Raw genomic sequence first — 14631 nt, 5'->3', positions numbered from 1 at the left:
CATGTTTCGCAGCAAGGCAGCAAAGGCGCTGGCCATCGGAGCACTTGCCGCACTCACCCTGAGCGGGTGCGCGGCGGGCGGCTCGGATAAGCCCGCGGACGGCAAAGACACCAAGGGTGGCCTGATCTCCCTGGTCACCTCCCCCCTGGATAACCCCTACTGGACCACCGAGGCCAACACGGTCAAGGCGGAGGGGGAGAAGCTCGGCTATAAGGTCAACATCTCCTCGCACGCCCAGGATCCCAAGAAGGAGAGCGACCTGATCGACACGGCGATCTCCAATAAGTCCGTGGCGATCGTGCTGGATCCCGCCGGGGCCGACTCCTCGATCGGAAACGTGCGCCGGGCCACCGACGCGGGCATCCCGGTGTTCCTGGTGAACGCCGAGATCAACACCTCCGGTCTGGCAAAGGCCCAGCTGGTTTCCAACAACGCCCAGGGTGCGGTGCTGGGTGCCCAGCAGTTTGTCCAGGCGATGGGGAACTCGGGTAAGTACGTGGAGCTCAAGGGGCTCTCGACCGACACCAACGCCGAGGTGCGCTCTACCGGCTACGCCTCGGTCCTGGGCCAGTTCCCCGAGCTGGAACTGGTCCAGCAGGAAACCGCCGACTGGGATCAGAAGAAGGGCTTCGACAAGATGCAGCTGATGCTGCAGGCTCACCCCGACATCAAGGGCGTGATTTCCGGGAACGACCAGATGGCTCTCGGCGCGATCGCCGCCCTGAAGCAGGCGGGCATGCTCGACCGCGTGGTGGTGGGTGGCTTTGATGGTGCCCCGGATGCGGTCACCGCCGTGGGCGCCGGCGAACTCGCCTACACCGTGGTGCAGCCGGTGGTGGATTTCTCCACCGCCGTGGTGAAGCAGATCGACGAGTTCCTGAAGACCGGCAAGACCGGTGTCAAGGACGAAAAGCAGAGCTTTGACTGCTTCCTGGTGACCAAGGAAACCGCCAGCGAGTGGGTGGACTTCCAGCGCAAGGGATAGCGCGAAGTCTTCCCGATCCCCTCTAACCTAAGGAGCCAGGCATGGCCTACATCTTTAACTCGGCACGGAGTTTTGCCGAGGAATCCACCGCCGGATTCGTTGACCTCTATTCGGATATTCTGCGGGCGGTCCCCGGTGGGGTGGCCCGGGCAACCCGGACCCCGGCCGGCCAGGTCGCCGTGGTGATCGGCGGCGGTTCGGGCCACTACCCGGCCTTCGGCGGCCTGGTGGGGGCGGGCCTGGCCCACGGTGCGGCCCTCGGTAACGTGTTTGCCTCGCCCTCGGCGTTGCAGATCTATACCGTCGCCAAGTCCGTGGAAAACGGTGGCGGAGTGCTGCTGAGCTACGGGAACTACGCCGGCGACGTGCTGAACTTCACCCAGGCTCAGGACCGGCTGCGGGCCGAGGGGATTCCCTGCGAAACCGTGCGGGTGACCGATGACATCTCCAGCGCCGACGCCTCCGAACGGGAGCGTCGCCGCGGGGTGGCCGGGGATCTGGCGGTCTTCAGAATTGCCGCGGCGGCCGCCGCGGCCGGGGCGTCCCTGGCCGAGGTGGTCGCGCTTGCACAGCGTGCCAATGAGCGGGTACGCACCCTGGGCGTAGCGTTTGGCGGGGCCACCCTGCCCGGTGCCGAGGAGCCGCTGTTCACCATTCCCGCGGGCCGGATGGCCGTGGGCATGGGAATCCACGGCGAACCGGGAATCGGGGAAGACAATCTTCTGCCCGCGAATGCGCTCGCCGCGCTGCTGTGGGACCGGGTGCGCGCCGAAGCCCCCGCGGGGACGGGTGCGCGGGCGGTTGTGCTGATCAACGGCCTGGGCTCGGTCAAGCACGAGGAACTGTTTGTGCTGTACCGGGAGATTCGACTGCTCGCCGAACGGGACGCGATCACCATCGTGGAACCCGAGGTGGGCGAGCTGGTCACCAGCTTCGAGATGGCCGGGGTCTCGCTCAGCGTGTTCTGGGTGGATGCCGAACTCGAAGCGCTCTGGGCTACCCCGGCTCACGCCCCCGCCTACCGCAAGGGCCACGCGCTCGTGGTGGGGGAGCGGGTCACCGAGGCGGAGGCGCTCGCCGCCGTCACCCGGACCACCGAGGCGAGTGCCGAGTCCCGGGCGCTCGCCCCGCTGGCCGGCCGTCTCATCGCGGTGATCGCCGACACCGTGGATGAGCACGTCGATGAGCTGGGCCGCCTCGACGCGGTGGCCGGAGACGGCGACCACGGCATCGGCATGCAGCGCGGATCTCGCGCGGCCGCCGATTCGGTGGACGCCGCGCTCGCCGACGGTGCGGGGCTCGCATCCCTGCTGAGCGCCGCCGGGGATGCCTGGGCCGACCGCGCCGGCGGCACCTCGGGTGCGCTCTGGGGGACGATCCTCACCTCCGTGGGCCGGGAACTCGGCGACACCGAGGTGCCCGATGCCGCGCGGCTTGCCCGGGCGGTGACCGCCGCCAGCGATGCGGTGATGCGGGTCGGCGGTGCCCAGCCCGGTGACAAAACCATGGTGGACGCCCTGGTCGCCCTCGCCGAATCGTTTGCCGCCGAGGTGGCCTCCGGAGCATCCCTGGAGGACGCCGCCGTGGCCGCCTCGGCGCACTCCACCACCGTGGCCCGCGCCACGGCCGACCTGCTGCCGCGGATGGGCCGAGCCCGCCCGCACGCGGAAAAGGCACTCGGCACCCCCGATCCCGGTGCCATCTCGCTGGCACTCATCGCCACCGCGATTGCCCGCGCGGCAACCCCTCAGACCACCGCTATCAAGGAGAACTCATGACCAACACGCTGCGTATCGTGGTCGGCTCGGACGACGCCGGCTTCGACTATAAGGAGGTCCTCAAGGCGGATCTTTCGGCACACGAGGGTGTGTCCGAGGTGTTCGATGTGGGGGTGGACGCGGCCGGAGGCAGCGCCTATCCGACCATCGCGATTGCCGCCGCCGAGATGGTCGCCCGCGGCGAGGCCGACCGCGCGCTGCTGGTGTGCGGCACGGGCCTGGGGGTGGCGATCGCCGCCAATAAGGTCGAGGGGATTCGAGCGGTGACCGCCCACGACAGCTTCTCGGTGGAGCGCGCGGTCCTGAGCAACAACGCGCAAATTCTGACCTTTGGCCAGCGCGTGATCGGTCTCGAACTCGCCCGCCGGCTTGCCCGAGAATGGCTTGACTACCGCTTCGATGTCGCCTCCGCCTCGGCGGACAAGGTGGCCGAGATCACCGAGTACGAGCATTCCCATGCCGGCTCGACCCCCGAGTCGTAGGCGTGAGCGTGGGGCACGGTAAGACGTTCATCGGGGTGAGCCTCAAGATGTATCTCGGACACGAGGAGACGCGGGAGTGGGCCCAGGCGGTCGTGGATATCGCCCGAACCGATCCCGGTGTCCGCGATGGCCGCACCACCGTGGTGATTCTGCCGACGTTTGTGTCGTTGGAGGCGGCGCTGCAAATTGCCGTGGGCACCCCGGTTCAGGTGGGCGCGCAGAACCTCTACTGGCAGGACCGGGGCGCGTTCACCGGCGAGGTGAGTGGGAAAACCCTCGACGAGCTGGGCTGCCGGTACGTGGAGATTGGTCATGCCGAACGGCGCTCACTCTTTGGGGAGGACGCGGAAACCGTGGCCCGAAAGGTTGAGGCCGCCCGGCGTAATCGTCTGGTACCGATCCTCTGCGTGGGAGAGACCGAGCGCGGCGATATCGACCAGGCGATCACCGCGAGCCTGGGCCAACTCGGTTCGGCGCTCGCGCTGCTCTCGGCACCGATCGAGGAGATCGTCGTGGCCTATGAACCGGTGTGGGCAATCGGGGCGCAGACCCCCGCCGATCCCGCCCATGTGCGGGCCGTATGCCGGGCTCTGCGCGCCGCGGTGTCCGGAGACTCTCGGATCGGGACCGGCACGGTAATCTATGGGGGAAGTGCCGGACCCGGCGTCCTGGCGGACCTCGGTAACGACGCAGACGGCGTGTTTTTGGGCCGGTTTGCGCACGATCCGGAGGCGTTACGCGGCATCCTGGTAGAAGGCGACTCCCGAGAGCACGCGTCCCCTGATCCGCGGGATGAGAGCGCTAATCGATAGCCGAGGCAGAGAACGGGGAAGAGAATGACCGCGAAAAACGCACGGAACCTCAAGCGTGATGACCGTCGCGACGCGATCGCACAGGCGGTGATGGAGCACGGTGCGCTGCGCATCGAGGATCTGGCAGCACGCTTTGATATCTCGCTGATGACCGTGCACCGCGACCTGGACGAGCTGGTCGAACGGGGAATCCTGCGGAAGTCTCGCGGGGTAGCTACGGCTCTCGCCTCGACCCTGGTGGAATCCAGCATCGTCTATCGGCAGGGTCAGCGTCTGGCAACCAAGCGGGCGATGGCGGCCACCGCGCTGGAGTACGTCGAAGCGGGGCAGTCGGTGTTCCTGGATGATTCCACCACCGTGCTGCAAATCGTTCCGCTGCTGCGTGAGCGCACCCCACTCACCGTCATCACCAACTCGCTGTTTGTGGTCAACGAGGTGGGCACGATGCCCCGAATCTCGCTGATCGCCCTCGGCGGCACGTTCCACAACTGGTGCGGATCGTTTATGGGCCGGATGACTAACGACGCCATTCATAAGCTGCGTGGCGACGTGCTGATCATGTCGGCACCGGCGATCACCGACGGCACCCTGTATTTCCAAGCCCCCGAAACCGTGGACACCAAGCGCGCGATGTTGGATGCCGCCGGCACCAAGATTCTGCTGGTGGACCACACCAAATTCAAGGGACGTGCCCTGCACGCCCTGGCCGACCTCAGTGAGTTCGACGTCGTGATTGTGGACGCCGGCATGTCCGAGGCGGAGATTTCGGCACTGCGTGCCGAGGGCATCAACATCGTGGTGGCCCCGGCGGTGCCGGACCACCCCACCCAACTCAGTTAGATCCAATGAAGGAGTAACCATGTCCCACCTCCCCGAAACGATGCGCGCGAGCGTCCTGCTCGAAGCCGAAACCCTGGAACTGCAGGAGCGCGCGGTTCCGGTACCCGATCCCGATCAGGTACTCATTCGAATCGAGGCGGTGGGGGTGTGCGGCTCGGACGTGCACTTCTTCCATGAGGGAAAGCTGGGCGACTGGGAGGTGACCGAGCCGCTCGTGCTGGGGCACGAATCGGCCGGGGTCATTGTCGCCGTGGGATCCGCGGTGGATCCGGCGCGGATCGGCGAGCGGGTCTCGATCGAGCCGCAGCGGCCGGACCCCACATCGCGGGAATCGCTTTCGGGTTCCTATAACCTGTGCCCGAACATGGAGTTCTATGCGGTGCCCGGGGTGGACGGAGCCTTTGCCCAGTACGCCACCATTCAGTCCCACTTCGCCCACCGGGTTCCCGACCACGTCTCGCTTGAGGCAGCCGCGCTGCTGGAGCCGCTCTCGGTGGCCATCGCGACCGCCCGCAAGGCCGGGTTCACGGCGGGCTCGCGGGTGCTGATCACCGGGGCCGGACCGATCGGAATCGTGACCGCGCAGGTCGCACGGGCCTACGGTGCGAGCGAGATCATCGTGACCGACGTGGATCCGCAGCGCCGAGCCCAGGCTGAACGCTTCGGGGCAACCCGCACGATCGACGCGCTGAATGAGCCGGTAGGTAGCCTGGGCCTCGACGTGGATGCGTTTGTGGATGCCTCGGGTGCGCCCGCGGCCGTGCGCTCGGGCTTCGGCGAGGTGCGCCCCGGCGGCACCGTGGTTTTGGTGGGCATGGGTCCCACCGAGATTCCGCTGCCGGTGAGTACGATCCAGAACCGTGAGCTCGTGGTCACCGGGATCTTCCGCTACAACAACACCTGGCCGCTCGCCATAGATCTGGTCGCGAGTGGCCGAGTGGACCTCGATGCCCTGGTGACCGGCCGCTTCGGTCTGGACCGGGTGGCCGAGGCCCTGAACTCGACCCGCGACCCGCAGACACTCAAGTCGGTGGTCACTCCCAACGCCTAACAATTTCATCACCCGCCCCGGCGGGCATCCACTCCTCGTGTGGATGCCCGCCGGGGCGTTTTGCGTGTCATGGGGGACATTGCACTAGCGGGTGATGAATGCGGGAAGAGGTATATCTTGCACCTCCGCGCGCGGTTTTTGACTCAAAATCGGCCGTTTTGGGCACGCAGCACCGTGTGACCGGTTCGCGACTCGGCCACGAAGCTCTGCATAAGATCCGCTTATTTCCGCGGGCTACGGGGCGTTTACCGTCCGTTCACCTGGATAACGGTCGTTGAGAAATTGTGCACCAAGATTGGGTAGATGTGTGTTTTTTAAATGTTTCTGTGGCGCATTCGGGAACCACTTTTGGGGGACAGGGGGCGGGGTGTGCGTGGGTGAATGGGGTGCGATTGGTCGATGACGCTCCGCGTAACGATGCGGAAAACCCCTATGCAAAGCGCATGACGGCTACTAAGTTGTGATCCAAGAACATGTGTTATCGGGCTCGTGCACATTCGTGCATCGGCTTTGCGCGTTTTGTGCAGGTGGGTCACAATCGGAAAGAACCGACGGCGGGGATGCCGCTGCCGGGGGAAATCGAAAGTTTCGAAAAGGGGTAACACCATGCAGGATCAGGTAGGGAACCCGGGCACCGCTCGCACCACGGTAGAGGCTGTCCGCGCAGAGCCGCGAGCCAACGTACTGATTATCGGTGCCGGTATCAACGGGATTGCCACCTTCCGCGACCTCGCCCTTCAGGGAGTCAACGTGACCCTGATCGAGCGTAACGACTTCTGCTCGGGCGCTTCGGCCGCCTCGAGCCACATGATCCACGGTGGTATTCGCTACCTGGAGAACGGCGAGTTCCGACTCGTGCAGGAATCGGTTCAGGAGCGCAACTCCCTGATCAAGATCGCCCCGCACTACGTCAAGCCGCTGCCCACCACCGTGCCGATCTTCTCGACCTTCTCGGGCATGGTCTCCGCTCCGATGCGCTTCCTGACCCACAAGCAGGGCAAGCCGAAGGAGCGCGGTGCCGCGCTCATCAAGATGGGGCTCATCATGTATGACTCCTTCTCCCGTGACGGCGGCTCGGTTCCGCGTCACCGCTTCCTGGGCAAGAAGAAGACCCTCGCCGAGCTGCCGCAGCTCAACCAGGGCCTCAAGTACACCGCCACCTACTTCGACGCCTCGATGCACGACCCCGAGCGCCTGGCTCTCGACGTCATGCACGATGGTCTGGCCGCCGGCGACCACGCCCGCGCCGTCAACTACGTTGAGGCCGTGGGATCCACCGAGTCCGGTGCGATCACCCTGCGCGACCGCGTCACCGGCGAGGAGTTCGACTTCACCGCCGACGTCGTGGTCAACACCTCCGGTCCCTGGACCGACCTCACCAACGGTGCCTTCGGCACCCCGACCACCTACATGGGTGGCACCAAGGGGTCGCACATCGTGCTGGAAAACGACGAGCTGCTCGCCGCCACCGGTGGCCGCGAGATCTTCTTTGAGCACAACGATGGCCGCATCGTGCTGATCTACCCGCTCAAGGGCAAGGTCATGGTGGGCACCACCGACATCAACGCCGACCCGCGTGAGGCCGCCGTCTGCACCGAGGAAGAGGTTGACTACTTCTTCGACCTGGTTAAGCACGTCTTCCCCAAGATCTCGGTGGACCGCTCGCAGATCATCTACCGCTTCAGTGGCATCCGCCCGCTGCCCGGTCACGGTGACACCCAGCCCGGCTTTGTTTCCCGTGACTACCGCATCGTCGAGACCGCCGTGGGTAAGACCCCGCTGCTGAGCCTCGTCGGTGGAAAGTGGACCACGTTCCGCGCCCTGGCCGAGCACCTCTCCGGAGACGTGCTGAAGGTCCTGGGTCTCGAGCGCAAGGTTTCCACCGCCGGTATGGCGATCGGTGGCGGTAAGGACTACCCCCGCGATGACGCAGCCCGCGCCCGCTGGGTATCCGCCAACCGCGGCCTGGTCTCCGACAAGCGTGCCGACGCACTGCTTGAGCGCTACGGCACCCGTGCCGCCGCCCTCATCGCTCAGCTCCCGGCGGATGAGCACATGCTCGCCACCGCCCCGGACTACAGCGCCGAGGAGCTCACCATTTTGGCCACCGAAGAGCGCGTGGTCACCCTGCTTGATGTCATCCAGCGCCGCACGAGCCTCGCCTTCACCGGTCGGAGCTCGCACGCGGTCCTCGTCGAAGTGGCCGAGGCCATTGCGTCGTCACTGGGCTGGGACACCGAGGCGACCGAACGAGAAATCGCTCGGGCCGCAGAATACCTGAGCTGGGCTCACGGCATCACCGATTCCCGCGCTGGCGGGAAGACCCCGGTGAGCGCCTAGGGTTCGCTCAGTCCGGGCTTAGGGGCCGCCACCGACGAGAGTCGGTGGCGGCTCCGATCCGGGACTCACACACCAACGCGGCGACCAGGGGTCGCCACGAAATAGAAAAGGAAGGTCAACGTGGACGTATCTTTAGGAACGGTCTTTCTCTCCGAAGCTTTCGGTACGGGAATGCTCACCCTGCTTGGTGGGGGTGTAGTTGCAAACGTGTTGCTGGCCAAGTCCAAGGGTCTTGGCGGCGGCACCCTGATGATCAACTTCGGTTGGGGCCTCGCGGTCTTCGCCGGTGTGATCGTCGCATTCAACTCGGGTGCACACCTGAACCCCGCGGTGACGCTGGGTATTCTTACCTCCGGTGCCGCTGATTATGCACCGCACGTGCCGGTCAGCGTCGGTGCCACATTCACCTACTTTGGTGGGCAGTTGATCGGTGCCATTATCGGTTCGATCTTCATGTATCTGGCCTACAAGAAGCACTTCGATGCCACCGAGGACAAGGGCGTCAAGCTCGGCGTCTTCTCGACCGGCCCGGAGATCCGCTCCTACACCTGGAACCTCATCACCGAGATCATCGCGACCTTCGTGCTGGTCATCGTGATCCTCGGCTTCAACCACCAGGGTGAAACCGGTGGTCTGGCAGCCGTGGGCGCACTGCCCGTTGCCTTCCTGGTTGTGGGTATCGGTGCCTCGCTGGGTGGCCCCACCGGCTACGCCATCAACCCCGCACGTGACCTCGGTCCGCGTATCGCTCACGCCATCCTGCCGATCAAGGGCAAGGGTTCCAGCGACTGGGGCTATGCCTGGGTTCCCGTTGTGGGTCCGATCATCGGTGGTGTTCTCGCCGGTGTGCTCTCCCCGGTCCTGCTCCCGATCGTCGGAGCCTAACTTAACACCTCGGTTCGGGCGGATGCACGGCAAACATGCATCCGCCCGTGCCACCCTCGTAGTATTCCCCCCTCACAGACACCGCAGTTTTTGAAATAAGGAGTTAAGCAAATGGCTGACTACGTCATCGCGATTGACCAGGGAACCACCTCGTCGCGTGCAATTGTTTTTGACCACTCCGGGAGCATCGTCTCGACCGGACAGCTTGAGCACGAGCAGATTTTCCCCAAGGCTGGTTGGGTTGAGCACGACCCGAACGAAATTTGGAACAACACCCGTGAGGCCATCGGACAGGCACTGTCCAAGGCCAACCTGACCCGCCACGACATCGCGGCGATCGGTATCACCAACCAGCGTGAGACCGCGGTCATCTGGGACAAGAACACCGGTGAGCCCGTCTACAACGCCATCGTGTGGCAGGACACCCGTACCCAGGACATCGTGGACCGCCTGGCGGCCGACGGTGGCGTGGAGCGCTTCAAGAAGACCGTGGGTCTGCCCCTGGCCACCTACTTCTCCGGTACCAAGATCGTCTGGATCCTGGAAAACGTCGAGGGCGCTCGTGAGCGTGCCGAGGCCGGCGACCTGCTCTTTGGAACCACCGACACCTGGGTGCTGTGGAACCTGACCGGCGGTGTCGAGGGCGGTGTGCACGTCACCGACGTGACCAACGCCTCGCGTACCCTGTTCCTCAACCTGGAGACCCTCGAGTGGGACGACGAGATCCTCGCCGCCTTCGATGTGCCCAAGTCGCTCCTGCCGACCGTGAAGTCCTCCTCCGAGGTCTACGGTCACGCCGACAGCCACTCGCTGCTGCGCGAGACCCCGATCGCCGGAATCCTGGGTGACCAGCAGGCCGCGACCTTCGGTCAGGCAGCCTTCGACAAGGGTGAGGCTAAGAACACCTACGGCACCGGTAACTTCCTCATCTTCAACACCGGTGAGGACATCATCCACTCGGAGAACGGTCTGCTGACCACCATCGGATACAAGATCGGTGACCAGCCCACCCACTACGCGCTCGAGGGATCGATCGCCGTGACCGGTTCGCTGGTGCAGTGGCTGCGCGACAACCTGGGTCTGATCTCCTCGGCCGCCGAGGTTGAGGAACTGGCTCGTGGCGTGGAGGACAACGGTGGTGCCTACTTCGTCCCCGCCTTCTCGGGTCTGTTCGCTCCGTACTGGCGTTCGGATGCCCGTGGTGCACTGGTGGGTCTGACCCGCTTCGTGAACAAGGGTCACATCGCCCGCGCCGCGCTGGAGGCTATCGCCTACCAGACCGCCGAGGTGCTGGACGCCGTGAACGCCGACGCCGGTGTGGACCTGACCGAGCTGCGCGTGGACGGTGGCGCGACCGCCAACGACCTCCTGCTGCAGTTCCAGGCCGACATCCTGGGTGTCCCGGTTGTCCGCCCAGTGGTTGCCGAGACCACCGCGCTGGGTGCCGCCTACGCCGCTGGTCTGGCCGTCGGATTCTGGAAGGACACCGACGACCTGGCCAAGAACTGGCAGGAAGACAAGCGCTGGGAGCCCAGCATGGACAAGGGCGAGCGCGACCGTCTGTACCGCAACTGGAAGAAGGCCGTCACCAAGACCTTCGACTGGGTTGACGAGGACGTGAACTAGTTCGCGAGTTTTCACCTGCCGCCGCCCCCACTGGATTCCAGTGGGGGCGGCGGTTTTTCGCTAGGGTGTAGCTACTCGGATGTGCCGAGGGGGAGTGGGGAACACCGTGTCTAATCTGCTGATGGGCTGGCATCTGCCGGTTCTGCTGGGAATCCTCGCGCTGTTTGTGTACTGGGTGTACGCCATCGTGGTCACCGCGAATGATCGCCAGATGCGAACCTCGGAGAAGGTCATCTGGATTGTGCTGCTGGTCCTTCTGCACGTGCTCACCCTGGTCGCCTGGACCCTGGACCGGATTGTGCGCCGGGTACGCAAGAACCCCCGAAGCCGGGCTTCGGGGGCGCTCTCCTAGCGGAGGTATTTTCCCGTAGGTACTCTCCGCGTGGGGAGGTTTCTCACGGGGTGTGCCCTCGGGGAGCGATTTCCCCGTGGAGCGATTCGCTAGAGGGTCAGCGTGCCCACCGCCGCGGCACCGATCAGGGCGATGACACTGGTGACCCCGATCCGCACGGGCGCGGGGCGATCCGGGCGAATCCACGGCCGGGAATATCCGCGGAAGGCCATACCCGCGAGTGCCAGGGCCGCCAGGGCGACCAGCGCGAACCAGGACCACAGGGTTTCCGGAGTCCAGGTTCCCATCTGGCGAACCACAACCAGGATCACCAGGATGCCCACGGCACCACTGATCAGGCTCAGTCGATCACGGCTTCGCGGCGGCTTGGTAGCCCTCCGCTTCGAGGGGCGACGCTTGGGGATCCCTGCGATCAGGAACGGGACCAGCAGGACGGCACCCAGGATGGGCATAAACAGGCTCATGAGTTGTTCTCCTCGCGCAGCAGGGCCAGACCGATACCATCCACCGAGGCGGTGGTGTCACCGATCACATAGACGGCCTTCCGTGCCTCGCGGTCGAGGACAAGGAAGGTGCGGTGTCCACCGGTTCCGCCGTTGTGCCAGGTGATCGTGCGGTCCTCATCCTGGGTAACAAACCAGGCGAGTCCGATCTGCGCACCCTCGGCCACCTCGTGGCGGGGGTCCAGGACCGTGGCCGCCGGAATCCCCAGGGCCGCATCATCGGTGAGCAGCGCGCGGGCATAGCGCGCCATGTCGGTGGCGGTGGAACGTGCGCCGCCCGAGGGTGCCTCGGCCCCCACGGTCCACGGCTTGGCCGGACGTCCGGTTTCGGTATATCCGCCGCGGGCATCGGGTCCGAGATTATCGGGGGTGACCGGGAGGCTGCTGGCGGTCATGCCGAGACGGTCGAACACGTCGCGCTGCAGAAGGTCGCGGTAGGAGAGGCCCTGCGCCGCGGCCACGGCCTGACCGAGAGCGCCCACACCCATGTTGGAGTACGAGACGGTTCCGGGCTCCTCGAGCGGTGCCTCGCGGACCACCGCCGCGAGCTCGTCCACGCTCAGTGAGTACGGGTCGCTCGCGTGCACCTGGCTCCACAGCAGGTTTGCAGTGTTTCCCGCGGACAGATCAATGCGGGGCAGGCCCGAGCGGTGGGTCGCCAGGTCCTCCAGGGTGAAGGGCTGATCGCCCAGTGGGAGGTGGTCACCGGCCCGATCATCCAGGGCTACGGCACCGGACTGCGCGGCCTGTGCCAGGAGCAGCGAGGTCATCGTCTTGGTGACCGAGCCGATCTCCATCTCGGTATTCTCATCCGCGCCGAGACCGGCAAAGGTGGTGCCCTCGGGGGTGATGATCGCTGCCGAAAGGTGGTGATACTGCCCCTCGGTGCTCGCCTCAGCCAGCTCCAACAGGCGGGTGGCGAGTGCCTGATCGCCGGTCTTCTCGGTGGAGGGGGTGAGTACGTTGGGCAGTGCGAGTGATCCGATCAGCAGCGCGGCAACACCCGTGCCGAGCGCGATGATTCCCGGTCGATTCACGAGACACCTCCGGTGGCGATGATCATTGCATAGAGCGCGATCACCCGAGCATGCGGGACACCGTAGTGTCCCCGCACCGTCTGCCGGAGCCAGCCGGCCGACTGGAGCTGGGAGAGGTGGTGGTACACCTGCCCGCTGGTTCCCACACCCTCAAGGTTGGCCAGCTCGGCGACGGTGTCGGTGCCCAGTAGGATTTCCTGCAGGAAGCGCAGGCGGATGGGGCTGGCCAGCGCGGCAAACGAATCGGCGATGCTCGGCTCGGTCCAGGGCATGTCGAGGACGTGCTCGGTTTCCAGACCGTACTGCCATTCCAGCGGGTTTGCGCCGGCGGCCCGGTCGGTCTCTTCGGGAACGATGCGGCCGGCCAGGAACACCGCGGAAACGTCGGGGAGGGTGTCGCGCATGAAGTCGAGGGCCCACAATGGCCCGGCCGGCTGCGCGTGGGTGGGTGGGTTTTCGGCGTCGCCGAAGACCGCGGCTTCGAGCGCCGCGAGGCGGGCCTCATAGGAGGGGGTGGGGGTGTCATGAGGGGAGGTCATGCATCTAAATTATCAATATTACGTAATTTAAGTAAAATCGGAATATGGAATCATGCCGCGCCCGTGAGGGTGAGGTAGATCAGCGCGATGTTGAGGAGGACGATGGCGGCCACCACGATCGCGGTGATGATGCGCATCGGGAGTCGGTTCACAAACTCACCCATCAGCGAGCGCTTGGCGGTCAGGTAGGCCAGTGGAATCAGGGCGAAGGGGATGCCCACCGAGAGCAGAACCTGGCTGAGCACCAGCGCCAGTGTGGGGTCAAAACCCACGCCCAGCACGATCAGCGCGGGGATGATGGTGATGACCCGGCGTATCAGGAGGGGGATGCGCACGTGCAGCAGCCCGTCCATGATCGTGGCCCCCGCGTAGCAGCCCACCGAGGTGGAGGCGAGGCCCGAGGCGAGCAGTCCCACGGCGAAGACCACGCCGACCACCGGGCCGAGGGCCGCGGTGATGGCCGCATGGGCACCCTCGATGGTGTCGGTGCCCGCGACGCCGGGCAGGGCCGAGGCCGCGAGCAGGAGCATCGCGATGTTCACGCCTCCGGCCAGTACGAGCGCGAGTCCCACATCCCACCGGGTGGCCTTTAGGAGGCGGCGGATTCGGCCGGGGTTGGTGCTCACGCCGTGGCGGTCGCGGGCGAGGGCCGAGTGGACGTAGATCGCGTGCGGCATGACCGTGGCGCCGAGCATACTCGCGGCCAGCAGGACCGTCTCGGTGCCCTCGAAGCGCGGAACCAGTCCGCCGGCCACGCCACCCCAGTCCAGCGGGGAAAAGAACAGGCCGCCCACAAAGCCGATGGTGATGATCACCAGCATGCCCAAAATGACAAACTCAAACGGACGCTGGCCGCGGCGAGACTGGATCGCCAGCAGTACCATCGAGACCACGCCGACGATGATTCCACCCAGCAGCAGCGGCGTCCCGAACAGCAGGTTCAGGGCGATGGCACCGCCGATCACCTCGGCGAGGTCCGTGGCTGCGGCGATGACCTCGGCCTGGACCCAGTAGGCCAGCCGTCCGGCGCGCGGCATGCGCTGTCCCAGCAGCTCGGGCAGGCTCTTGCCGGTAACCAGACCAAGCTTGGCCGAGAGGTACTGCACCAGCACGGCCATGACATTGGCCAGTACCAGAACCCAGACCAGCAGGTAGCCGTAGCCCGCGCCGGCGGAGAGATTGGCCGCGACGTTTCCCGGGTCCACATAGGCGATGGCGGCTACGAAGGCCGGGCCGAGGAGGCCCAGGAGTCGGCGTTCGGGGGCGCGGGCCGGGCGCGTGGTGGCGGGTGCTGCGGAGGTCATGCGCTCACACTAGCAGGTTAATTTCGGCGCACCGAAAAATGTCGTCCCGGGTATCAAAAAACGGGCACCCGAGAGAGTCTCGGGTGCCCGTGATGCC

14 protein-coding genes are annotated in these 14631 nt (G+C 65.6%); 10 read left to right on the top strand and 4 right to left on the bottom strand.

From position 1 onward, the window contains the following. Window position 1: 1 nt before the first annotated feature. The 10 genes from M2390_RS10135 to M2390_RS10090 all read left to right on the top strand — a co-directional run bounded on the left by M2390_RS10135 (window position 2) and on the right by M2390_RS10090 (window position 11151). Window positions 2-985: a D-ribose ABC transporter substrate-binding protein gene (locus M2390_RS10135; RefSeq protein ID WP_259178466.1), complete on the top strand. Its 984-nt coding sequence runs from the start codon at window positions 2-4 to the stop codon at window positions 983-985. A 41-nt stretch (window positions 986-1026) separates the two neighbouring features. Continuing rightward, entirely contained in the window at window positions 1027-2763 is a 1737-nt protein-coding gene (locus M2390_RS10130) for a dihydroxyacetone kinase family protein (protein ID WP_259178465.1), read from the top strand. Beyond that, on the top strand, window positions 2760-3245 hold the full coding sequence (locus M2390_RS10125; RefSeq protein ID WP_259178464.1) for a ribose-5-phosphate isomerase: 486 nt from the start codon (window positions 2760-2762) through the stop codon (window positions 3243-3245). The genes M2390_RS10130 and M2390_RS10125 overlap by 4 nt, the downstream gene beginning before the upstream one ends. A 2-nt stretch (window positions 3246-3247) precedes the next feature. After that, complete coding sequence (locus tag M2390_RS10120) at window positions 3248-4057, top strand: triose-phosphate isomerase family protein (protein ID WP_259178463.1); 810 nt, start codon at window positions 3248-3250, stop codon at window positions 4055-4057. Window positions 4058-4081: 24 nt separating this feature from the next. Continuing rightward, window positions 4082-4897 (top strand): DeoR/GlpR family DNA-binding transcription regulator, encoded by an 816-nt coding sequence (locus M2390_RS10115; RefSeq protein ID WP_259178462.1) that lies wholly within the window; start codon window positions 4082-4084, stop codon window positions 4895-4897. Between the two features lie 19 nt (window positions 4898-4916). Further along, window positions 4917-5948 (top strand): NAD(P)-dependent alcohol dehydrogenase, encoded by a 1032-nt coding sequence (locus M2390_RS10110; RefSeq protein ID WP_259178460.1) that lies wholly within the window; start codon window positions 4917-4919, stop codon window positions 5946-5948. A 606-nt stretch (window positions 5949-6554) separates the two neighbouring features. Beyond that, on the top strand, window positions 6555-8288 hold the full coding sequence (locus M2390_RS10105; protein WP_259178458.1) for a glycerol-3-phosphate dehydrogenase/oxidase: 1734 nt from the start codon (window positions 6555-6557) through the stop codon (window positions 8286-8288). Window positions 8289-8459: 171 nt separating this feature from the next. Further along, entirely contained in the window at window positions 8460-9173 is a 714-nt protein-coding gene (locus M2390_RS10100) for an MIP/aquaporin family protein (RefSeq protein WP_396822915.1), read from the top strand. Between the two features lie 111 nt (window positions 9174-9284). Beyond that, window positions 9285-10799: a glycerol kinase GlpK gene (gene glpK, locus M2390_RS10095; protein WP_030149055.1), complete on the top strand. Its 1515-nt coding sequence runs from the start codon at window positions 9285-9287 to the stop codon at window positions 10797-10799. 106 nt (window positions 10800-10905) lie between these two features. Further along, window positions 10906-11151 (top strand): PLDc N-terminal domain-containing protein, encoded by a 246-nt coding sequence (locus M2390_RS10090; RefSeq protein ID WP_259178454.1) that lies wholly within the window; start codon window positions 10906-10908, stop codon window positions 11149-11151. A gap of 89 nt (window positions 11152-11240) precedes the next feature. Here M2390_RS10090 and M2390_RS10085 read toward each other — a convergent pair whose 3' ends face one another. From M2390_RS10085 to M2390_RS10070, 4 genes are read right to left on the bottom strand one after another with little or no spacing between them, the layout of a single operon-like run. Beyond that, entirely contained in the window at window positions 11241-11615 is a 375-nt protein-coding gene (locus M2390_RS10085) for a hypothetical protein (protein ID WP_259178453.1), read from the bottom strand. Further along, the gene (locus tag M2390_RS10080; protein ID WP_259178452.1) at window positions 11612-12691 is read right to left on the bottom strand and encodes a serine hydrolase; all 1080 of its coding nucleotides are present in this window, start codon (window positions 12689-12691) and stop codon (window positions 11612-11614) included. The genes M2390_RS10085 and M2390_RS10080 overlap by 4 nt, the downstream gene beginning before the upstream one ends. Beyond that, window positions 12688-13230, bottom strand: a complete 543-nt coding sequence (locus tag M2390_RS10075; RefSeq protein WP_259178451.1) for a winged helix-turn-helix domain-containing protein — start codon at window positions 13228-13230, stop codon at window positions 12688-12690. The genes M2390_RS10080 and M2390_RS10075 overlap by 4 nt, the downstream gene beginning before the upstream one ends. A gap of 50 nt (window positions 13231-13280) precedes the next feature. Then, window positions 13281-14534: an Nramp family divalent metal transporter gene (locus tag M2390_RS10070; protein WP_259178450.1), complete on the bottom strand. Its 1254-nt coding sequence runs from the start codon at window positions 14532-14534 to the stop codon at window positions 13281-13283. Window positions 14535-14631: the final 97 nt, after the last annotated feature.

The sequence above is a fragment of the Mycetocola sp. BIGb0189 genome (assembly GCF_024810155.1).
Taxonomy (GTDB): domain Bacteria; phylum Actinomycetota; class Actinomycetes; order Actinomycetales; family Microbacteriaceae; genus Mycetocola; species Mycetocola lacteus.
The sequence above is the reverse complement of the archived record's forward strand: the minus strand, read 5'-3'. Positions and strand labels throughout refer to the sequence as shown.